This window comes from Amycolatopsis sp. Poz14, from assembly GCF_006704225.1.
GTDB lineage: Bacteria > Actinomycetota > Actinomycetes > Mycobacteriales > Pseudonocardiaceae > Amycolatopsis > Amycolatopsis nivea.
Window position 1 is genome coordinate 7466128 of sequence record NZ_JACLHD010000001.1, and the last position, 21390, is coordinate 7487517.

The following is a 21390-nucleotide window of genomic DNA, read 5'->3' on the forward strand; positions in this document are numbered from 1 at the left end:
ATAAACGAGGCCCGGACGACGTGACACGAGCCGTTTTTGGCGGGTTCCTACAAACCGGCAGGCGCGGCATGCGTCATCCGCGACATTGGTGTACCCGGCGGTAAGGGAGCAATGTGTACGACGAAGACAGGCGACGTTCCGGCGGGTCCGGCGTCGCCTGCTGTGCGTGGTGCAGTCAGGTTCACTGGGAGGCTTTGTCCGTGTTCAATCGCGTCGCCATCGTCAACCGCGGAGAGGCCGCGATGCGGCTGATCCACGCCGTCCGGGACTTGTCCGCCGAGACCGGGCGACGGATCGAGACGGTCGCGCTCTACACGGACGCGGACGCCACCGCGACTTTCGTCCGCGAAGCCGACGTCGCCTATTCGCTCGGCCCCGCCTCCGCGCGGCCCTACCTCGACCTCGCCAAACTGGAGAAGGCGCTGGTCGACACCAAGGCCGACGCCGCGTGGGTCGGCTGGGGCTTCGTCGCCGAGGACCCGGCGTTCGCCGAGCTGTGCGACAAGATCGGGGTCGCCTTCGTCGGCCCCAGCGCGGACGCGATGCGCAAGCTCGGCGACAAGATCGGCGCGAAGCTGATCGCCGAGGAGGTCGGCGTCCCGGTCGCTCCGTGGAGCGGCGGCGAGGTCGCGACGCTCGAGGAAGCCCTCGCGGCGGGCGACAAGATCGGCTACCCGCTGATGCTCAAGGCCACCGCGGGCGGCGGCGGGCGCGGCATCCGCAAGGTCGAGTCGGCGGGCGACCTCACCGAGGCGTACGAGCGCACCAGCCAGGAGGCGCTGCGCGCGTTCGGCAGCGGCGTCGTGTTCCTGGAGCGCCTGGTCACCGGCGCGCGGCACGTCGAGGTCCAGGTGATCTCCGACGGCGAGACGGCGTGGGCGCTCGGCGTCCGCGACTGCTCGGTGCAGCGGCGCAACCAGAAGATCATCGAGGAGTCGGCGTCCCCGGTGCTCGGCGCGGAGCAGACCGCCGAGCTGAAGGCGTCGGCCGAGCGGCTCGCGGTCGCGGTCGGCTACCGCGGCGCGTGCACCGTCGAGTTCCTCTACCACCCCGGCGACCGGATGTTCGCCTTCCTCGAGGTCAACACCCGTCTCCAGGTGGAGCACCCGATCACCGAGATCACCACCGGCACCGACCTGGTGCGGCTGCAGCTGCACGTCGCGTCCGGCGGCAAGCTCGAAGGCGCGCAGCCGGAGGAGTCCGGGCACGCCGTCGAAGCGCGGCTCAACGCCGAGGACCCGGACCGCGACTTCGCGCCGTCCCCCGGCCGTATCGCGCGGCTGCTGCTGCCCGCCGGCCCCGGCATCCGGGTCGACACCGGCGTCAGCGAGGGCGACACGATCCCCGCCGACTTCGACTCGATGATCGCCAAGATCATCGCCTACGGCCGCGACCGCGACCAGGCGCTCGCGCGGCTGCGCCGGGCGATGGCCGAGACGTCCGTGCTCATCGAGGGCGGCGCCACCAACAAGAGCTTCGTGCTCGACCTGCTCGACCAGCCCGAGGTCATCGACGCCAGCGCGGACACCGGCTGGATCGACCGCGTCCGCGCCGAGGGCCGTCTCGTCACCACGCGGCATTCCGCGGTCGCGCTCGCCGCGGCGGCGATCGAGGCCTACGAGGACGACGAGGAGGTCGGGCGGCAGCGCCTGCTCTCCACCGCGTTCGGCGGCCGTCCGCAGGTGCGCCACGAAATCCGTCCGCTCGACCTGAAACTGCGCGGCGCGTCCTACCGCGTCACGGTCGCGCGCACCGGGCCGAAGCGGTTCCGGGTCGGCGTCAGCGGCGGCGGCGACGTGCACCCGGCCGACGTCGAGCTCGAGCGGTTCGACGAGTACAGCGGGCAGATCACCGTCAACGGCACGCGATTCCGGCTCGTCACCGGCACGCACGGGCCGACCCACCTGGTCGAGGTCGACGGCATCACCCACCGGATCAGCCGCGACGAGGGCGGCGTCGTCCGCTCCCCCGCGCCCGCGCTGGTGGTCGCCACGCCGGTCGCGGTGGACGACGAGGTCGAGTCCGGCGCGCCGGTGCTCGTGCTGGAAAGCATGAAGATGGAGACGGTGCTGCGCGCGCCGTTCCGGGCCCGGGTCAAGGAACTCCCGGTGTCGATCGGCAGCCAGGTGGAGACCGGGGCTCCGCTGCTGCGCCTCGAACCGCTGGCCGACGAGGCCGAGGACGAGGCCGCCGCGCAGGCCGAGACCGCCGAGATCGACCTGCCCGCCGAACAGGACGGCACGAGCGCGGCCGACCTGGTCGAGCGCGGCAGGCAGGACCTGCGCAGCCTGCTGCTCGGCTTCGACGTCGACCCGCACGACCAGGGCCGGGTGCTCAGCGGCTACCTGGCGGCGCGCGCGGAGCTGCCGGCGCGTCCGCTGGAGGGCGAGCTCGAACTGCTCGACGTGTTCGCCGATCTGTCCGAGCTGAGCCGGAACAAGCCGGCCGCGGACGACCTCAGCGCGTCGAGCCCGGTGCACAGCGCCCGCGAGTACTTCCACACCTACCTGCAGAGCCTCGACGTCGAGCGCGCCGGGCTGCCGGAGAAGTTCCAGGGCAGGCTGCGCCGCGTGCTCGGCCACTACGGCGTCGGCGACCTCGAGCGCACGCCGGAGCTGGAAGAGGCGGTCTTCCGGATTTTCCTTGCCCAGCAACGGGCTTCGAGCGACAGCGCGATCGTGTCCGCGCTGCTGCGGCAGTGGCTCACCGAGGCCCCGCCCTCGGCCGAGCTGCGGGAGACGGCCGGGCTCGCGCTCGAGCACCTGATCGCCGCGACCCAGCTGCGGTTCCCGGCGGTCAGCGACCTCGCCCGCGGCGTGGTGTTCCGCTGGTTCGCGCAGCCGATGTTGCGCCGGGCGCGCGCCGAGGTGTACGCCGAGATCCGCGGCCACCTGCGCTACCTCGACCGCAACCCGGACGCGGCCGACCGCGCCGAGCGGATCTCCGGCATGGTGTCGAGCAACGAGCCGCTGGTGCGGCTGCTCGGCCAGCGGATCGGGCGGCCGGGCGCGGACCCGGCCCCGATGCTCGAGGTGCTGAGCCGGCGCTACTACGGCAACAAGGCGCTCACCGACGTGCGCGTGCGCGAGGTCGCGGGTTGTTCGTTCGTCACCGCCTCGCATCCGGAGCCGGCGCGCGTGGTCACCACCGCGGTCGACTTCCCGCAGCTGCCGGACGCGATGCGCGCGGTGGCCGAGCTGTCCGACGGCGCCGGGGTGCCGGTCGCGGCGGACGTGTATCTCAAGTGGACCGACCAGCCCGACAGCGACGCGATGGCCGCGAATCTGGGCGAAATCGTTGCGGCGCAACCGCTTCCGGCCGACGTCGACCGGGTGGTCACCACCGTCGCCGGCGGCGGCGGCGCGGTGATGCACCACCACTTCACCTTCCGCCGGACCGAATCCGGCTTCGCCGAGGACCGGGTGATCCGCGGGCTGCACCCGCGCGTCGCCGAGCGGCTGCAGCTGGAGCGGCTGCAGGAATTCGACCTCACGCGGCTGCCGTCGGCGGACGAAGAGGTGTACCTGTTCACCGGCACCGCGAAGGCGAACCCGGCCGACGAGCGGCTGATCGCGATGTCGCAGGTCCGCGATCTGACGCCGCTGCGCGAGGCGGACGGCAGGCTCGTGTCGCTGCCCTCGGCCGAGGACACGCTCGCCGCGTGCCTCGACGCGGTCCGCAACGCGCAGGCGCGGCGTCCGGCGAAGAACCGGTTCGACACCAACCGGATCGTCATCTACGTGTGGCCGCCGAGCGACCTGACGATGGACGAGCTGAACCTGCTCGCCCGCCGCGTGCTGCCGACGACCGCCGGCGCGGGCCTGGAGGAGATCCAGTTCCTCGCCCGGCAGCGGAACTCCGAAACCGGCGAGCTGACCGACATCGCGGTGACGGTCCGCAACGAGGTCGGCGCGGGCGTGCGGCTGTCGGTCGAGGCCCCGAGCACCGAACCGGTGCAGCCGCTGGACGACTACCGGCAGAAGGTGCTGCGCGCGGCGCGCCGCGACACGGTGTACCCGTACGAGCTCACCGAACTGCTGGCCGGCGGCGGCACCTTCACCGAGCACGACCTCGACGACACCGGCGCGCTCGTGCCGGTCGATCGGCCACGCGGGCAGAACAAGGCCGGGCTCGTGGCAGGCGTGGTCAGCACGCCGACCGATCTGGTGCCCGAAGGCGTCAAGCGCGTGGTGCTGCTGGGCGACCCGACGAAGTCGCTCGGCGCGCTGGCCGAACCGGAGTGCACGCGGGTGATCGCGGCGCTGAACCTGGCGCAGGAGCTGCGGGTTCCGGTCGAGTGGTTCGCGCTGTCGTCCGGCGCGCGGATCTCGATGGAGTCCGGCACCGAGAACATGGACTGGGTCGCGGCCGCGCTCAAGCGGATCGTGGAGTTCACCCAGGACGGCGGCGAGATCAACATCGTGGTCGCCGGGATCACCGTGGGCGCGCAGCCGTACTGGAACGCCGAGGCCACGATGCTCATGCACACCAAGGGCATCCTGGTGATGACGCCGGATTCGGCGATGGTGCTCACCGGCAAGCAGTCGCTGGACTTCTCCGGCGGCGTGTCGGCCGAGGACAACTTCGGCATCGGCGGCTACGACCGGGTGATGGGCCCGAACGGGCAGGCGCAGTACTGGGCGCCGAACCTCGCCGGGGCGCGCGACGTGCTGATGGCGCACTACGCGCACACCTACGTCGTGCCGGGCGAAGCGGGCCCGCGCCAGGCGGTCACCAGCGACCCGGCGGGCCGCGACGTGTCGGACTACCCGCACGCCGTCGTCGGCAGCGACTTCGCCACGGTGGGCCAGATCTTCTCCGCCGAGCACAACCCGGACCGCAAGAAGCCGTTCGACATCCGCACGGTGATGCGCGCGCTCTCCGACCAGGACCACCCGGTGCTGGAACGCTGGGCGGGCATGGCGGACGCGGACACCGCGGCGGTGCAGGACGTGCACATCGGCGGCCACCCGGTGTGCCTGCTGGGAATCGAATCGCGTTCGGTGCCCCGCCGCGGCTTCCCGCCCACCGACGGCCCGGACACGTTCACCGCGGGCACGCTGTTCCCGAAGTCGTCGAAGAAGGCGGCCCGCGCGATCAACGCGGCGAGCGGCAACCGTCCGCTGGTGGTGCTGGCGAACCTGTCCGGCTTCGACGGTTCGCCGGAGTCGATGAAGAAGCTCCAGCTGGAGTACGGGGCCGAGATCGGCCGCGCGATCGTGAACTTCGAGGGACCGATCGTGTTCACGGTGATCTCGCGCTACCACGGCGGCGCGTTCGTGGTGTTCTCGAAGGCGCTGAACCCGAACATGACGGTGCTGGCGCTGGAGGGCTCGTTCGCTTCGGTGCTCGGCGGCGCTCCGGCAGCCGCGGTGGTGTTCGCCGGCGAGGTGAAGACCCGGACGGCGAACGACCCGCGGGTGGCCGGTCTGCAGAAGCGGCTCGGCGAACTGAGCGGAGCCGAGCGGGCCGCTTGCGCGGCCGAGCTGGCGGAGGTCACGTCGTCGGTGCGGGCCGAGAAGCTCGGCGAGGTGGCGTCGGAGTTCGACCGGGTGCACAGCATCCAGCGCGCCGTCGAGGTCGGGTCGGTGGACGCGATCGTCAGCACCGCACAGCTCCGGCCCCGGATCATCGAGGCGATCGAGCACGGATTGAAGCGCTGAGGATTCCCGTGGGTGCCGGTTCTCACCCGGCACCCACGGTGATTCCCCGGATCGTCTTCACCTCGCCCAGCAGCGCCGGAGTCACCTTCACCGAATAGCCGTCCAGCGCGTACCGCTGCTCCCCCACGTGCAGATGGACCGGCGTATTCCCTTGGTGCGCCAGCAAAGTCTGCTTGAGCTCCAGCACCACCGGCAGCGTCACCTTCTCCGCCCGCGTGTGCAGCACCAGCGGCGTTTCCCCGAGTTCCGTCAGGTCCAGCGGCACCAGATCCGCCCCGAAGACCGACATCTTGTCCTCCCGCCAGTTGACCCGGCCCTTCACCAGCACCGCGTTGTCCTCCACCAGATCTGCCGCGCACAACGCGTACGACTTGGCGAAGAACAACACCTCGAGAGACGCGTCCAAATCCTCGACCGTGCAAATCGCCCAAGGTTCGCCCTTTTTGTTCACCCGCCGCTCCAGCGAAGTGATCAACCCGGCGACTACGAGTTCGCCTTCCTTCGGCGGGTTGTCGATGATCGCGGCGATCGTGCGGGGCGCGTGTTTGCTGAGGACGCCTTCCGCCCCGTCCAAGGGATGCGCTGAAACGTAGAGGCCGAGCATGTCCCGCTCGTGCGCCAGCAACTGCTTGCGCGGCCACTCTTCGGCGGTGAATTTCACGTGCGCCAACGGCGAAGAAGCCGGTTCCTTGTTTTCTCCGCCGAAGAGGTCGAACTGGCCCATCGCTTCCTGGCGCTTGAGCGGGACGACGGCTTCCACCGCGTCCTCGTGCACCTGGATCATCGACAGCCGCGGGTTCCCCATCGAATCGAACGCGCCCGCCTTGATCAGCGACTCGATCACCCGCTTGTTGCAGGCCACCAGCTCCGACTTGTCCAGGAACTCGGTGAACGAGGAGTACTTGCCCTTCTCCTCGCGCGTCTTGATGATCGACTCCACCACGTTCGCGCCCACGTTGCGCACCGCGCCCAGACCGAACCGGATGTCGTTCCCGACGGCCGCGAACCGCAACGCCGACTCGTTCACGTCCGGCGGCAGCACCTTGATCCCCAGCCGACGGCACTCCGACAGATAGATCGCCGACTTGTCCTTGTTGTCACCCACCGACGTCAACAACGCGGCCATGTACTCCGCGGTGTAATTCGCCTTCAGATACGCCGTCCAGTACCCGACCAGCGCGTAGCCGGCCGCGTGCGACTTGTTGAAAGCATAGCCCGCGAAAGGCAGGATCGTGTCCCACAACGCTTGCACAGCCTCGCCGGAGAAGCCGTTGTCGATCATCCCGGCACGGAAGCCCTCGAATTCCTTTTCCAGGACTTCCTTTTTCTTCTTGCCCATCGCACGCCGCAGGACGTCGGCGCGGCCCATCGAGTATCCGGCGACCTTCTGCGCGATCTGCATGATCTGTTCCTGATACACCACCAGTCCGTGCGTTTCGGCGAGGATCTCGCGCAACGGCTCTTCCAGTTCCGGATGGATCGGTTCGATGGCTTGCCGCTTGTTCTTGCGGTCGGCGTAGTTGTTGTGCGTGTTCATCGCCATCGGACCCGGCCGGTAGAGCGCGTTGACGGCCACGATGTCCTCGAACCCGGTAGGACGCATGCGGCGCAACAGATCCCGCATCGCGCCACCGTCCAATTGGAACACTCCGAGACTGTCGCCGCGGACCAGCAGGGCAAAGGTCTCGGGATCATCGGTGGCCAGCCGGTCGAGGTCGACGTCTTCGCCGCGGTTGGCTTGGACGTTGTCGATCGCGTCGCCGATGACGGTGAGGTTGCGCAGGCCCAGGAAGTCCATCTTGAGCAGTCCGATGGCCTCGCACGACGGATAGTCCCAGCCGGTGATGATCGACCCGTCATCCCTGCGCCACAACGGAATCGCGTTCAGCAACGGTTCACTGGACATAATCACCGCACAGGCATGCACACCCGCGTTGCGGATCAGCCCCTCCAGGCCGCGGGCGGTGTCGAAGATCGTCTTGCACTCTTCGTCGGTCTCGACCAGCGTGCGGACCTCCGCCGCTTCCGCGTAGCGCTCGTGCTTGGCGTCCACGATGCCCGACAGCGGAATGTCCTTGGCAGCCACTGGCGGCGGCAACGCTTTGGAGATCCGGTCCGCGATCGAATACCCTGGTTGTCCGAAGTGGACGCGCGCGGAATCCTTGATCGCCGCCTTGGTCTTGATGGTGCCGAAGGTGATCACCTGCGCAATCCGGTCAGACCCGTATTTCTCGGTGGCGTACCGGATCATCTCGCCGCGGCGGCGGTCGTCGAAGTCCATGTCGATGTCCGGCATGGACACTCGTTCCGGGTTCAGGAACCGCTCGAACAGCAGACCGTGCCGGATCGGGTCGAGATTGGTGATGCGGAGCGCATACGCGACCAGCGACCCCGCCGCCGACCCGCGTCCCGGCCCCACGCGGATTCCCGCCGCGCGAGCGTGCGTCATGAGGTCAGCCGTGATGAGGAAGTACCCGGGAAACCCTTTCTCCACAATGACTTTGAGCTCGTACTCGGCGCGCTCCCGGTATTCTCCGGGCACTCCGTCCGGCAGCCGGTGCTCAAGCCCGGACATCACTTCATGGTGGAGCCAGGTGGTTTCGGTGTGTCCTTCGGGCACGTCGAAGACCGGCATCCGGTCCTTGTGCGTGTACACGTCCTCGTACGACTCGACCCGCTCCGCGATCAACAACGTGTTGTCCGCCGCCCCCGGAACCTCCCGGTCCCAGTACTCCCGCATCTCCTCCGCGGACTTCAGGAAATAACCGTCCCCGTCGAACTTGAACCGCGTCGGATCGTTCAGCGTCTTGCCCGCCTGCACGCACAGCAACGCCGAGTGCGTGTCCGCCTGGTCCTTCGTCACATAGTGCGAATCATTGGTCGCCAGCGGCGGGAGGTCCAGCAGCTTCCCGATCTCCAGCAAACCCTCCCGCACCGACCGCTCGATCGGCAGCCCGTGGTCCATCAACTCCAGGAAAAAATTCCCCGCCCCGAAAATGTCCTTGTAATCCGAGGCCGCCTGGATCGCCGCCTCCCGCTGCCCCAGCCGCAACCGCGTCTGCACCTCGCCCGACGGACACCCCGTCGTCGCGATGATCCCGGACGCGTTCTCCGCGATCAGCTCCCGATCCATCCGCGGCTTGCGGTAATACCCCTGAATCGACGCCAGCGACGACAGCTTGAACAGATTCCGCAACCCCGTCGCGTTCCCCGCCACCATCGTCATGTGCGTATACGCACCGCCACCCGAGACGTCGCCGCCCTCGCCGAACTCGTCCGACCCCCGCTGCGACGCCTGCCCCCAGAACACCGGCTTCTTGTGAAACCGCGACTCCGGCGCGATATACGCCTCGATCCCGATGATCGGCTTGATCCCGTGCTTCTTCGACGTCTGATAAAACTCGTCCCCGCCGTACATGTTCCCGTGATCGGTCATCCCCACCGCGGGCATGTTCAGCCGGGCCGCCTCCGCGAACAAGGGACCGATCTTCGCCGCACCGTCCAGCATCGAATACTCGGTGTGGACGTGCAGGTGGACAAACGATGGCATGGCCGCATTGGACCCGCCGCACCGCGCCGCCGTCCAACAACCGACACGCGCGCTCGGACCACCTCCGGTTGTAGCCCGAGGTGACCGCCGGTTGGCGAGTCCACAATGGACTCGCCAACCGGTGGTTTCTACTCTTCGGAGTCGTCGTCCGCGAGCAACGCATACAGCCGGCGACGGGCTTCGCGAAGCACCTTGCGCGCCTCCGCGCACTGCGCCTCGCTGCCCGTGTGCGCGACCTGCGCCGCCGCCCCGGCCAACTCGCCGATCTGCTGATACAGCGCCGCGAACCGGTCCGCACCCGGATCCTCGTCACGAGCCGAAGACGCCCAGAGCGCCGCGAACTCCTCTTCGCGCCCCGCGACGTGCTCCCGCCCCGCCTCCGTGAGATGCGCGACCCGCCGACCGCCCTCCTCCGCCGTGCGGACCAGGCCTTCGTCCTCGAGCTGCTGCAAAATCGGGTAAATGGACCCAGGGCTGGGCCGCCACTCGTCATTCGTGCGACGGCGGATCTCCTGCATCAGCTGATACCCGTGCCGGGGTTCCTCCGCGAGCAAGGCAAGCACCGCCGGACGCACCGGCCGCGCCGGGCCTCGACCGCCGCGGGGTGGGCCACCGAAGAACCCTCCCGGACCACCTGGGCCACCGGGACCTCCCGGAAACCCGGGAAAGCCAGGGAAACCAGGAAACCCGGGAAACCCCGGCCGATGCGGCGGTCCAGGCGGCCCAGGCGGACCGGGAGGCCCCGGCGGGAAACCGCCACGGGCTTCGAAGACCGTGCCGTCCCAGGCTTCCCCGTCACCGGGGTGACCTGGGTGGCCCGGGTGGCCGGGATGACCCGGGTGACCGGGGTGGCGCGGATGTCCTAGGTGGTCCGAGTAGCCCGGGTGTCCTGGATGCTCGCCCAGATGGCCGAGGTGCACATGGTGCTCACCAGCCTCGCCCGGACGGCCGGGGTGCGGGTGGCGTTCCCCCGCCTCACTCGAATGACCGGGGTGGACGTGGTGTTCGCCCGCATCGCCCGAACGACCGGGGTCGACGTGGCGTTCCCCCGCCCCACTCGAACAACCGGGGTCGACGTGGCGTTCGCCCGCCTCGCCCGAATGACCAGGGTGCGCGTGGTGCTCCCCCGACCAACCGTGATGCTCGCCCGGCTCGCCCGACCAGCCGTGGTGCTCACCCCCGTGACCAGGCCAGCCGAAGGCGACTCCCGGCCCCCCGAAGAGTCCGGTCTGCCCGAACCTGGCCCCGGGCCCGCCGAACACCGCATGCTGGCCGACCCCCAAGCCTCGCCCGCCGAGCAAGCCCGCCCAGCCGCGTCCGCCCAGCCCGAACCAGGCATCCTGGCCACCGAAGCCGCCCGGACGCCCGCGCTCCTCGTCCGGCTCGACTTCCCAAGGCCACCCGTGTCCTCCCCCCGGCCCGCCCGGATGTCGACCCCTCCCGTCGCCCGGCGCATCCGGCCTGCCGAACGGCACTCCCCGACCCCCGTCACCAGGGTGAACCGGTCCGGGGCGGCCGAAACCGAACGGCACTCCGTGCCCGCCGAAGCGTTCCGGGCCGCCGAAGCCTCGGAACAGGTGGTCTCCGCCTGCGGTCCTCGTCATGTCTTCCTCCTCTGTCGAACGATCGCCGATATGCCCACGATATATCGGCGATTGTTCGACGGCAAGGCCGCCTGAACCCAGCAGGGACAGAACAGGTCAGGAAGACCCGGCGGGTGCGGTGGTCGCGCCCTCGCCGCCGAAGCGGATGGACTTCGCTTCATTGCCCAGGGAGGTCAGCACGGCGACCGCGATCAGCACCGGGATCACTGTCCACAGCAGCGCGGCCGTGTACCCCTGCGACTGCGCGATGCTTTCCTGGATCGGCAGGTTCAGCGCGGCCAGCAGGTTGCCGAGCTGGTAGGTCACGCCGGGGAAGAACCCGCGGATCGCGTCCGGCGACATTTCCGTGAGGTGCGCGGGAATGACGCCCCACGCGCCCTGCACCATGATCTGCATCAGGAACGAGCCGAGCGCGAGCATCCCGGCTCCGTGGTCGACGGCGAAGATCGGGACGATCGGCAACCCGAGAACCGCGGCGCCGACGATCGTCATCCGCCGGCCGAAGCGTTCCGACAGCGAGCCGAAGACCAGGCCGCCGATGATCGCGCCGACGTTGTACAGCACGGCGATCCACGTGCTGGTCGCCGCGCTCAGGCCGGCGCCGCCGTGCTCGGTCGCCTTCAGGAATGTCGGGTAGACGTCCTGCGTGCCGTGCGACATCCAGTTGAACGCGGTCATCAGCAGCACGAGGTACCCGAACCGGCGCAGCACCTTCGGGTTGAACAGGACGTCCTTGACCGACGTCCGGGTGACGCGCATCTTCTCCTGCGCCGCCTCCCACACCTCGGATTCCTTGACCCGCGCCCGGATCAGCAGGCTGATCAGCGCCGGGAAGATGCTCAGCACGAAAATCCACCGCCACTCGAGGCCGAGCGCGGTGTGGAACAGCAGGTACGCCAGCGCGGCCAGCAGGTACCCGGCGGAGTAACCGGCCTGCAGCAGTCCGGAGAAGAACCCGCGCCGCTCCACCGGAATCTTCTCCATCGCGAGCGCCGCGCCCAGGCCCCATTCACCGCCCATGCCGATGCCATAGATGAACCGCAGGATCAGCAGCACGGTGAAGTTCGGCGCGACCGCGCACAGCACACCAGCCGCGGAATACAGCAGGACGTCGACCATCAGCGGAATGCGCCGTCCGGACCGGTCCGCCCACAGTCCGAACAGGAGCGCTCCGACCGGGCGCATCACGAGCGTCGCGGTGGTGATGAACGCCAGCTGGGTGGCAGTAGCCCCGAACGACTTGTCCTTCGCGATGTCCGCGAGCACGAACACGACGAGGAAATAGTCGAACGCGTCCATGCTCCAGCCGAGCCACGCGGCGAGGAACGAGTTCCGCTGATCGGCGCTGAGCTTGCGTTTTCCCTTGCCCCCGGCTGCGTTTTCGGTCACCGGCTTGGTCTACACCCGGTGCGGCGGAGAGGCAAGAGTCGCATGTGGACTCAGCACATCCCTGACATACCAAGCAAAAGCGGAGGAATCGGGTTACTCGGGCGCTTTCGCCGAACGAGTGAGCAGGTGCGCCTCGCGCATCCGGCCGTCCTCGGCGAACCGGCCGAAGAACGACACCTCGATCTCGAGCTCCTTTCCTCGCTGGCGAACGTGCAGCGTGTACCGCGCGGCGACGCGGTCGCCGTCCGCCATCGCGTCGTGGACTTCGATCCGGCTGTCCGGCCGGTTCTTCCGCACCGGACGGCAATGCGCGACCAGCCGCGCGCGGTCGATCCGCACCCCGTCGGCGATCTGCACGACGTCGGGCGTGTGATAGCGGTCGACCACCGTCGCCGCGTCCTCGTCGGTGTGCACCAGATCGTCGGTGAAAGAAGTGAAGAAGCGCGCGATGAATGCCTTCGGATCAGCGTGTTCGAGTGTGCCCATGAACCCCTCCCAGATAAACTCTGACACCCTGTAAGATATCCGTTCAAGCTAACCTTGACAAGGTGTAAGAGATGGCGAAACTCCGCGCGGACGCCCAGCGCAGCCGCGCCGCGATCCTCGACGCGGCGCTCCGTGTGCTGGAAACAGATCCGGACGCGAGCGTCGAGGGCATCGCCACGGCGGCCGGCGTGACCCGGCAGACCGTGTACGCCCATTTCCCTTCCCGCGAGCGGCTTCTGGCCGCGGTCCTCGATCGGCTCACGGAGGAAGCCGTCGACGCGATGGACGCCGCTGGTCCGGACACCGGGCCGGCGGCGGACGCGATCCTGCGGGTGCTCAACGCCGCGCGCCGGGCGTCCTCGCGTTATCCGTCGCTGCTGCGCCGGTTCTCCTCCACGGCGTCCTCCGCGGAGGGCAGACGCGAGCAGCACGAGCCAGTCGCCGAGCGGTTGCGGCGGATTGTCGAACGCGGGCAGCTCGCCGGGGAGTTCGACCGGCAGCCGCCGGCGGATTGGCTGGTCACGGTGATCATCCAGCTGGGCCACGCGGCCGCGGGCGAGGCCGACGCGGGACGGCTTTCGCCGGCCGAAGCCGAGAAAGAGCTGTCCGCGACGGTGCTGCGCGTGCTCGGCGCGTCTTGACGCTCAGATCGCCACGCGAGACTGCGCCCGGCGGCCGATGTCCCGCGCCCACGCCCGGATCCGGTCCCAGTCGCGGAAATCGCCCGCCCGGCTGCCGCGCGCCATCAGCTTTTCCAGCACGCCTTCCGCGAGCGCCGGGTCGAGCCGCCCGCCGAACGTCTCGGTGCGCCCCGCGTCGATCGCGGCGGCCAGCAACGTCACCCGAGCGGGCAGGCTCACCCGGGTGAGATTCGCGCCCGGGCCGCACGGTCCGCTGTGGAACAGCCAGACCGGACGCGCCCGCAGCGCCTCGGTGTTGCGCTCCAGCAGCCGCACCGCTTCGGGCCGCCACCGCGCGTAGTAGAGGGCGCTGCCGACCACCACCGCGGCATACCCCGTGACGCTGTCGACCTCGCCCGCGTCGCGCACGTCGACAGCGAACCCGGCGGCGCGCAACTCCTCGCCGACGACTTCGGCGATCTCGCGGGTGCCGCCGTGCTTGCCCGCGTACGCGACGAGGACGTTGATCATGTCTTCATTCTCCACCCCATCGCCGGACCGCGCCCGGCCGAAATCCGACAGCGGCCCAGACGGTCAGCCGATCGTCTTCGGGCGAGAGGCCAGCGCGCCGAACGTCGTCTGCACCAGCGCGAGCGCGATCAGCACCCCGAGCGCAGGCGTCCAGGACGAAGCCGCGTCATGAATCGCGCCGATCACGATCGGCCCGAGCGCCGCGAGCGTGTAACCCGCGGACTGAGCCATCCCCGACAACGCCCCAGCGTCGGAATAATCCTTCGTACGCAGCCCAAACAGCGACAACGCCAACGCCAACGTCGTCCCGCCGGCCAACCCGGCGAAGACCGCCCAGAGCACCGCGATCCCCGGCGCGACCAGCAGCCCGGTCAGCGCGGCGGTCAACAGCAGCGACCCGGTGATCGCGACCGGACGCTGATCAGGCAACCGGTGGATCAGCATGGAGCTGACCAAGCTGCCGACCAGGCCGCAAAGATTGAAGAGCAGCTGATGGAACCCCGCGGTCACGGAGCTGATGCCCGCGGCTTGTTCGATCGAGGACAGCCAGGTCACCAGCACATAGAAGGCGAGCGACTGGAGCCCCATGAAGAGGGTGACCTGCCAGGCCAGCCCGTTCGTCCACGGCCGTGCCGCCCCGGTCGTCCGCACGAGCGCCGGCGCGGCGGCGGACCGGCGCAGTTGCGGCAGGAAAACCCCGAGAGCGATCAGCGCGAGCCCCGCCCAGACGCCCAGCGAGAGCCGCCATCCGCCGGCCTGCTGCCCGGCGAGCGGGACCGCGACCCCGGCGGCGATCGCGGCGACGCCGGACTGGACCGCGGTGTACGTGCCGGTGATCGGCCCGATCCGGGTGGGGAAATCGCGTTTGACGAGCGCGGGGAGCAGGACGTTCAAAATCGCGATGGCGACCCCGAGCAGCGCGGTTCCGGTCCACAGCAACAACTGCGGCGGGGTCGAGCGCAGCAGGATCCCGATCGCGAGCAGCAGCACCGCCGCGCCGAGCGACCGCTCGAGCCCGAGCTTCGCGGCGACCTTGGGTGCGATCGGGGAACACCCGGCGAAGGCGACGAGCGGCACGCTGACCAGGACGGACGCGGCTACCGAGGAAAGCCCCTGATCGGCCTGGACGAGGCCCAGAATGGGACCGAGCGAGGTGATCGCGGCGCGCAGGTTCGTGGCGATCAGCAGGACGCCGATCAGGACGAGCGCAGGACGCAGCGGGGTCGCACGTTCGGGGGCAACGGGCCCGGGACGGGCGGTCATGCGGCCACCGCTCCGGGGAGCGCGGAGGCGGGCCGTGCTGGCAGCAGAACCGGGTCTTCGATCATCGGAACCTCTCCCCCGCCACCGGAGCACTCCGCCCAGCGCCGGGCGACCTCACCGATCTTGCCCGGTCGGGTGCTGAGTCGGCAACAGCCTTGCCGGTGGTCCGGCTGCCGGTTTACCGCACCGCCGCGGTCACGAACACCGGCGCGGTCATGTCCATAATGGACTCAGTCCGGTCGCGGCACCAGCCGTAAAGTCTCTCTCTCCGATCAGACACGGGGCCGCGCGGTTTCGGCTTCCCGGAAGGAAAACGGGCAGGCATCGGTCCGGTCGACATCCTCTTCGGGCAGGCCGTACTGCCACCATTCCAGCCCGGCGACACCGTAGGAACCGAGCTGGCGAGCGCGCGGGGCACCGTCGTAGCGGTCGATCCTCGCCCGGATGTTGTCGCGGACGTTCCGGCCGCTGGGGGTGTCGCCCGCGACGACGTCGAACCGTTCGCGCGGGTTGATCACGAGCACGAAATGCTCGCCGAGATTGCGGCTGCGCCGGACCTCATGCGCGGGGCTGCTCATGTTGACGAACAATGGCATTCCGTTGAAGCACAGAGACCACGAGCTTTCGCCGGGGTCGGTGCCGACGTTCTCCGGCCACGGCACCGGATCGACGTGGTGCAGCTTCTGGAGCACTTCCCAGCCGAACGCCTGGTACTCCGCGACCGATCCGGCGGACACCGCCGCGGACGAAAACACGATCAGCAACGGGTACGCGGTGTCGAGCCGGCCATTCCAATTCCGGGAAAGCTCTACATAATCGGCGAGTTCGACACCAAGCCTCGCGATAGCGTCCGGCCCGGCGTCCTCGGCGAACGAGAACAGCAGCAGTCCCTTTCGGAAGGCGTTTCTCGAGAAGACGCACGGGAATCCGCGGTCGGTGAGCCGGGACTCGACGTCGCGGAAAGCGCGAGCACGCCAGCCGGTGCCGAATGTTCCGGCCACCTGCTGGGTGGTCAGCGTGGTGCTGCGGTACTCGAGCAATCGGTGCATTCCGGCCCTCCGGGAATGATCTTCCTCGGGCTCACGGCACCCCCTCCGGTGCACTGCCGCTCAGCACTCTATGGACGCCGACCCAACCCGGGCAGCGACCATCCGAGTGAACAATTTCCTCCGCAAATTCTCGAAATAACGGAGAATTCTTCAAGGCAAGACTCGGAACCGACCAATCCGCCTGCGACATCCGGCGCAATCCGCGACCGATATCGGTACTAGATCACCCGGAACATTCGGCAGCACAACCGAATCTGCTGTGTCCACAGTAGACGATTGGCGCGCGGGACGTTCGGGAATGGAATCAACCGGTTCACCCGGACGCCACAGCGGCCGTACGCCGATCCGCCGATCCGAGGCCCGGACCCTCACCCGCACGGCGGCACGCTTCCGAAGACGTTCGACATTTCTTGGCGAACTGCCCATCGGCGCTTCCTCCACGAGGCCCCGCAGCCGGGATAACATCACTTGATCCGGCATCGGCCAAGGGGGAAAAGATCGACGACATGGACTGGGCCGCGCTCACGCGCATGCCCGCGAAGCGCATTGCCTACCGTCGCGAGACCTACTTCCGGGAAGGCGCCCGCGACACCGCCCGGTTCCTCGGCGACCGGGCCGCGGAAATCCTGCGTCAGCACGCGCTTCTCCTGGTCAAACCGGACGGCATCGCCGCGAGCAAGGTGCGCCCGGTGCTCGGTTGGCTGGCTGAGCAGGGATTCGCTGTACAAGCAGTACAGCGTCCGGAACTGGACGGCCTGCGGTGGCAGGAAATGTGGCGGTACCAGCTGACCTCGGCCACCGTGGACCGGCTCGCGCTGAACGACTTGATCTACCGCGGCTCCGCCCTGCTGCTGCTCCTGCGCGACGAGCAGCCCGGGCCGATGCCCGCGACGATGCGGTTGGCCGCGTTGAAAGGCTCAGCCGATCTGTCGAAGCAAAAACCCGGCACGCTGCGCGCCTTGCTGCACCAGCACAACCGCAACTTCAGCTACATCCACGTCGCCGACGAGCCCGCCGACTTGATCCGGGAACTCGGCCTGCTGCTCAACCCGCCGCAGCGACGGGAAGCGCTGAACGCATTGGCCGTCGACACCCCAACTGGTCTCCCGTTGCTCGAAGAAGTGTTCGCCGCCGAAGCCGCCGCCACCCCGCGGACCTTCGACGCCAACACGGCCGCCGACGCGGTGGCAGACGCGCTCAAGCGGGCAGAGCACGGCAGCCGGGCGCTCCAACTGCTGGAACGCCTGCGGTTCGGGGAATCCGTGCCCTGGATCGAGGTCGCCGAGGCGGTCGCCGAAAGCGGAGCCGAGGTCGATCGCTGGGACCTCGCCGCGGTCGGGGCCGGGCTGATCGAATGCGACGAGCCCGGCGAAGCGAAGCTGATCTCCAACCCGGATCCGGCGCACTGGGCCAAGCCCCGGGCCCGACGTCCGTTGTAGGCGGCGCGCTACCGCACCTGCGCGGTCCATGCCTCCGCCGAAACGGCAGGCAGCAGCGCATGCGGCACCGGGCGCTCGTTGTGCACCACGAACGACGCGGTCACGATCACGTCCCAGCGGTCGGCCTTCTCGAAGGGCACTAGCTCGGCCAGCTCGTCCCAGCTGATCCGGTCCCCGCCCTCGACGACGTCCCGCAACCGGGAAACCGCGGCGTCGCCCGCTATCGGAGCCAGCCGGGCGAGCGTCGCGTCGATGTCCAGGTCGTGCGCCGGGCAATCCGCTTCGAGGGCGGCGATCTCGGCTCGCGCCTGCGCCGTGCGGTCCTCGGCGAGATGCGCCCGCAGCTCCTCGAGGAACCGGAGCCGCTCCGGACGGTCGAGGAAAATCGTCAGCTCGCGCACGATGTCCGCCGGTTCGTCGCCGACGTGCACGAAGTTCAGGATCCGGTTGGGCGGGTTCAGCTTCGTGCGCAAATGGTGCGGCCGGCGCTGCGCCGGATCGCCGACGCCCTTCAGCTCGCACAGCCGGACAGTCGCGGGCAATCCCGCGACCGGGCGGACGTCGCGCGCCAGGAACAGCAGCACATCGTTGGTGAGATACCAGAAAGTGCACAACTGCAGCCGGTCGACGGTGTAGATGTGCCAGTCGTAGCGCCACACCTCGCGCATCGAATGCCGCGTGTAGCCGAACCGGGTGGCGGCGACGGGCACGAAACCGTTGTCCGCCAGGTAATCCATGATCGGGCCGAGCCTGCGGCCGACCACCGCGTCCGGTTTGACCACCAGCATCGCCAGCCCGCCGAGCACGCTCGTCGCGTCGCCGCCGAACACCGCGAGCACGTCCGCCCAGCCCTCGCGGAAGTACAGGTCGTAGCCGAAGACCTCCCGTTTCTCCGGCACGACCGACAACTGCCGCCATTCTCCGGCCGTCGGCATGCCGTCGACCCGGTCCTCCCTGCCCGGCGTCCAGATCATCCGCTCATCCTGCCACGACGGCACACTGCGCCAGCTGCTTTTCGCCGGGCACGGCACCGGGCTGCCACGGCCCGGCGCCCGCTGCGGGTATCGTCGGCTGCCCGGACGACAGGAGGGTTGACGCGTGGCCAGGCAGCGGGTTCCGGTAGTGCTCGTGGCGGGTTTTCTCGGTGCGGGGAAGACCACGATGCTCAACCATCTGCTCGCCAACCGCCAGGGCGTCCGGGTCGGGGTGGTGGTGAACGACTTCGGCCAGGTGAACATCGACGCGCTCGCGGTCGCCGGGCAGGTCGACACGATGGTTTCGCTGGGCAACGGCTGCCTGTGCTGCGCGGTCGACGCCAGCGGGCTGGACGCGATGCTGGGCAAGCTGTCGAGGCCCGAAGCCGGGATCGACGTGATCGTGGTGGAGGCGAGTGGGATCGCCGAACCGCGCGACCTGCTGCGGCTGATGATCGCCAGCGAGAACCCGGACATCCGGTACGGCGGGCTGGTCGAGGTCGTCGACGCGGTCGAGTTCGAGGCGACCCGGGCGCGGCATCCGGAGCTGACTGAGCATCTGCGGGTGGCCGACCTGGTGGTGCTCAACAAGGTCGACCGGGCCGAGGCGGACGCGCTGGCCAAGGTCCGTGCGGTGGTCGAGGAGTACGCACCCGGGGTGCCGGTGCTGGAGACCGAGCGGGGGCGGGTTGATCCGGGGTTGTTTTTCGATCCCCGGCCTCGGGAAAGTTACGGGCAGTTGTCTTTTGACGATCTGCGCGAACATGATCATTCCGAGCATTTGCACGCGCGGTATGAGAGCGTCGTGTTCAGTGCTGAGAGGCCGCTTTCGCCTCGGCGGTTTCTGGCTTTTCTGGAGAGTCGGCCTGCTGGGTTGTATCGGGTTAAGGGGCAGGTGGATCTCGGGTCTCCGGAGACTCGGTCTCGGTTCGGGCTGCATACTGTTGGGGCGTTTGTGCAGGTAGATCGGTCGAGCTGGGGGTCTGGGCCGCGGCGGACCGAGCTGGTTTTGATTGGTGCTGGGATTGATTCCTCGGCGGTTGAGCGGGAGCTTGCGGCTTGTGTGGCGGAGGATGAGGTGCCGGACGAGCGGGGGCTTTTGCGGTTTCTCCGGTATCTCGATGAACCCGAGGATGGGGCGCGCCACGCCGAAGACGGGTAAACGCGCGGATTCGCGGTGGTGCGGTCGCACTATGTCTTCGTAGCTCGGACCAGCCTCTTTGGAGGACTCGTTCCATGGCGGAGACGATTGCGGCTCGGTGGTACCTCGTGGGTGCGTTGCCGGAGGACGATCCGGTCGCGCATGTGATGACCCGGGCGGATGATCTGCGGTACCGGCGGTCTGCTTGCGGGGAGCGGGAATCGCGGACTTGGACGCCGATCGATTTGACCGCGCCTGGGACTGGGCATGTGACGCCTTGTCCTGGGTGTGCGGGGACGTTGGCTGGGGTGCCGGTGGGGGTTGGCGGGCAGGAGCAATTGGCGTTTGATCTGCCGTTGGGGTGAGGGTGGCTCGTCGCCTGGCGGCGACCTTGCCGTGGCGGTTGCGTGGGGCACCCCGAAGCTTGATTGTGCTGACGGTCTGAGGGTGCTTGTCAAGGCGGGAAAGATGCCTTGACAAGCACCCTCAGACCGCAGGAGAGCTTCGTATCGGGGTGCGGGGGTGGTGTGGATGCCTCGCTCGTTGGGTGCATCGGTGGCGGTTTCGTGCGGGGTGGGGCTAGCGCCCCAATGGGGTTGTTTCATCGTGGTTTGTGCTGGTGGGGTGGGGTTGAGGGGGTGTGGTAGTGGTCAGGGTTGGTGGGGCTGGGCGGTGTCGCGGGTGCGTTGTTCGTGGTGGGTGAGCACGAGCAGGGCGCGCAGCAGTGTGGTGGCGTGGCGGGTGTGGAGCCGGAGTTTGTCGAGGATGCGCCAGTTTTTGAGGGCGGCGAAGCCGCCCTCGACCGCGCAGCGCATCGCGGCGAACGCCGCGTTCGCCTGTTTCTGGCCTTTCGTCAGCGGCCGGTTGGTTTCGGCTTTGAACGGGGTGAGCACGATCTGCTCGCAGGGCCCGCCGCAGTGCGGGCAGTCGCGGGCGGTGCGGACGTCTTTGTGCCAGCCGTGGAAGCCCTTGTCCCCGGCCGGGGACAAGCCGCGGGCGTGGAGCCGTTCGCGGATCCGCAGCCGGCGGGCGGCGGTGATGTCGGCGGTGCGGCCCGGCAGGACCGCGGAGATCCACAGCAGCCGGCCCGCCTCGTCGGTCAGCCCGAGCACGACCAGCCCGTGCTGTTTGTGCTTGCCGCTGTAATGGGCCCGGTTGGCGCGCCCGGCCCGCCGGCGGGTCCGGATCAGCGTCCCGTCCACCAGCGCCACCGCCGCGCCGCGGGCGGCCAGCCGGTCCAGGACCCGGTCCAGCCGGGCGGCGCGGGCGGCGAGCAGGCCGACGGTTTCCAGCACCCACCGGCGCACCGTGGAGGCCGAGACGCCGTGACCGCCGGCGATGTGCGCCAGCCGCGGATCGTGGCGCAACACCGCCAGCACCACCAAAGCCTGCCCGGCCGGGCCGGCTTTGCGCCAGCGGGACCGCAACCGCCGCCGGCGCCCGCGGATCAACTCGGCGACCAGCTGCAGGGTCTGCCGCGAAAGAGGAAGAACGACCTGGTAGGAAAGAGGGTCGAAGCCCTCGGCGGATGGTTGACTCACATCTCGATCCTGCCGAGGGCTTCACCCATGCCCACGCCGCCACGCCGGGCCCCGACAGCACTTCCCCTTGCCCCACAACCCAACCAACCCGCAACCACCGCCCCCACCAGCCACAACCACGATGAAACAACCCCAATGTG

At 69.0% G+C, this 21390-nt stretch carries 15 protein-coding genes; 6 read left to right on the forward strand and 9 right to left on the reverse strand.

All coding sequences use genetic code 11. The annotated features are described in order from the left end of the window. Positions 1 to 200 precede the first annotated feature (200 nt). Positions 201 to 5663 carry a biotin carboxylase N-terminal domain-containing protein gene (locus tag FKO37_RS34670; RefSeq protein WP_238607261.1) on the forward strand — a complete coding sequence of 1821 codons (5463 nt, stop codon included), beginning with the start codon at positions 201 to 203 and terminating at the stop codon, positions 5661 to 5663. A 22-nt stretch (positions 5664 to 5685) separates the two neighbouring features. Here FKO37_RS34670 and dnaE read toward each other — a convergent pair whose 3' ends face one another. Beyond that, positions 5686 to 9213, reverse strand: coding sequence for a DNA polymerase III subunit alpha (dnaE, locus tag FKO37_RS34675; protein ID WP_238607262.1), 3528 nt, complete (start codon positions 9211 to 9213; stop codon positions 5686 to 5688). Between the two features lie 128 nt (positions 9214 to 9341). Further along, positions 9342 to 9776 carry a PadR family transcriptional regulator gene (locus FKO37_RS34680; protein WP_238607263.1) on the reverse strand — a complete coding sequence of 145 codons (435 nt, stop codon included), beginning with the start codon at positions 9774 to 9776 and terminating at the stop codon, positions 9342 to 9344. Positions 9777 to 10079: 303 nt separating this feature from the next. On the opposite strand from FKO37_RS34680, the gene FKO37_RS34685 reads away from it, so the two are divergent. Beyond that, positions 10080 to 10892: a hypothetical protein gene (locus tag FKO37_RS34685; RefSeq protein ID WP_238607264.1), complete on the forward strand. Its 813-nt coding sequence runs from the start codon at positions 10080 to 10082 to the stop codon at positions 10890 to 10892. 21 nt (positions 10893 to 10913) lie between these two features. Here the strand turns inward: FKO37_RS34685 and FKO37_RS34690 are convergent, their stop codons facing one another. Both FKO37_RS34690 and FKO37_RS34695 read right to left on the reverse strand, forming a co-directional pair. Further along, positions 10914 to 12116, reverse strand: coding sequence for an MFS transporter (locus FKO37_RS34690; RefSeq protein ID WP_240015719.1), 1203 nt, complete (start codon positions 12114 to 12116; stop codon positions 10914 to 10916). Positions 12117 to 12299: 183 nt separating this feature from the next. Then, positions 12300 to 12692: a nuclear transport factor 2 family protein gene (locus FKO37_RS34695; protein WP_037814988.1), complete on the reverse strand. Its 393-nt coding sequence runs from the start codon at positions 12690 to 12692 to the stop codon at positions 12300 to 12302. 71 nt (positions 12693 to 12763) lie between these two features. Between FKO37_RS34695 and FKO37_RS34700 the strand changes: the two genes are divergently transcribed. Continuing rightward, the gene (locus FKO37_RS34700; RefSeq protein WP_037814987.1) at positions 12764 to 13333 is read left to right on the forward strand and encodes a TetR/AcrR family transcriptional regulator; all 570 of its coding nucleotides are present in this window, start codon (positions 12764 to 12766) and stop codon (positions 13331 to 13333) included. A 3-nt stretch (positions 13334 to 13336) separates the two neighbouring features. Here FKO37_RS34700 and FKO37_RS34705 read toward each other — a convergent pair whose 3' ends face one another. From FKO37_RS34705 to FKO37_RS34715, 3 genes are all read right to left on the reverse strand, one after another. Next, the gene (locus tag FKO37_RS34705) at positions 13337 to 13843 is read right to left on the reverse strand and encodes a flavodoxin domain-containing protein (protein ID WP_037814984.1); all 507 of its coding nucleotides are present in this window, start codon (positions 13841 to 13843) and stop codon (positions 13337 to 13339) included. 63 nt (positions 13844 to 13906) lie between these two features. Next, positions 13907 to 15106: an MFS transporter gene (locus tag FKO37_RS34710; protein ID WP_238607266.1), complete on the reverse strand. Its 1200-nt coding sequence runs from the start codon at positions 15104 to 15106 to the stop codon at positions 13907 to 13909. A gap of 272 nt (positions 15107 to 15378) precedes the next feature. Next, positions 15379 to 16155, reverse strand: coding sequence for a YqcI/YcgG family protein (locus FKO37_RS34715; protein WP_037814979.1), 777 nt, complete (start codon positions 16153 to 16155; stop codon positions 15379 to 15381). 506 nt (positions 16156 to 16661) lie between these two features. Between FKO37_RS34715 and FKO37_RS34720 the strand changes: the two genes are divergently transcribed. Beyond that, positions 16662 to 17594, forward strand: coding sequence for a nucleoside-diphosphate kinase (locus FKO37_RS34720; RefSeq protein ID WP_238607267.1), 933 nt, complete (start codon positions 16662 to 16664; stop codon positions 17592 to 17594). Positions 17595 to 17602: 8 nt separating this feature from the next. Here the strand turns inward: FKO37_RS34720 and FKO37_RS34725 are convergent, their stop codons facing one another. Continuing rightward, complete coding sequence (locus FKO37_RS34725) at positions 17603 to 18568, reverse strand: nucleoside-diphosphate kinase (protein ID WP_134732867.1); 966 nt, start codon at positions 18566 to 18568, stop codon at positions 17603 to 17605. Between the two features lie 124 nt (positions 18569 to 18692). On the opposite strand from FKO37_RS34725, the gene FKO37_RS34730 reads away from it, so the two are divergent. After that, positions 18693 to 19730 (forward strand): GTP-binding protein, encoded by a 1038-nt coding sequence (locus FKO37_RS34730; protein WP_238607268.1) that lies wholly within the window; start codon positions 18693 to 18695, stop codon positions 19728 to 19730. 74 nt (positions 19731 to 19804) lie between these two features. After that, positions 19805 to 20074, forward strand: a complete 270-nt coding sequence (locus tag FKO37_RS34735) for a hypothetical protein (protein ID WP_067578823.1) — start codon at positions 19805 to 19807, stop codon at positions 20072 to 20074. Positions 20075 to 20359: 285 nt separating this feature from the next. On the opposite strand, the gene FKO37_RS34740 is transcribed toward FKO37_RS34735, so the two are convergent. Then, positions 20360 to 21250: a transposase family protein gene (locus FKO37_RS34740; RefSeq protein ID WP_238607269.1), complete on the reverse strand. Its 891-nt coding sequence runs from the start codon at positions 21248 to 21250 to the stop codon at positions 20360 to 20362. Positions 21251 to 21390: the final 140 nt, after the last annotated feature.

What these genes read in the sequence shown, in the direction of transcription:
- FKO37_RS34725 (WP_134732867.1), bottom strand. Translation starts at nt 18,568, where the DNA reads ATGATCTGGACGCCGGGCAGGGAGGACCGGGTCGACGGCATGCCGACG.
- dnaE (WP_238607262.1), bottom strand. Translation starts at nt 9,213, where the DNA reads ATGCCATCGTTTGTCCACCTGCACGTCCACACCGAGTATTCGATGCTG.
- FKO37_RS34720 (WP_238607267.1), top strand. Translation starts at nt 16,662, where the DNA reads ATGGACTGGGCCGCGCTCACGCGCATGCCCGCGAAGCGCATTGCCTAC.
- FKO37_RS34700 (WP_037814987.1), top strand. Translation starts at nt 12,764, where the DNA reads ATGGCGAAACTCCGCGCGGACGCCCAGCGCAGCCGCGCCGCGATCCTC.
- FKO37_RS34715 (WP_037814979.1), bottom strand. Translation starts at nt 16,155, where the DNA reads ATGCACCGATTGCTCGAGTACCGCAGCACCACGCTGACCACCCAGCAG.
- FKO37_RS34735 (WP_067578823.1), top strand. Translation starts at nt 19,805, where the DNA reads ATGGCGGAGACGATTGCGGCTCGGTGGTACCTCGTGGGTGCGTTGCCG.
- FKO37_RS34695 (WP_037814988.1), bottom strand. Translation starts at nt 12,692, where the DNA reads ATGGGCACACTCGAACACGCTGATCCGAAGGCATTCATCGCGCGCTTC.
- FKO37_RS34690 (WP_240015719.1), bottom strand. Translation starts at nt 12,116, where the DNA reads ATGGACGCGTTCGACTATTTCCTCGTCGTGTTCGTGCTCGCGGACATC.
- FKO37_RS34705 (WP_037814984.1), bottom strand. Translation starts at nt 13,843, where the DNA reads ATGATCAACGTCCTCGTCGCGTACGCGGGCAAGCACGGCGGCACCCGC.
- FKO37_RS34710 (WP_238607266.1), bottom strand. Translation starts at nt 15,106, where the DNA reads ATGACCGCCCGTCCCGGGCCCGTTGCCCCCGAACGTGCGACCCCGCTG.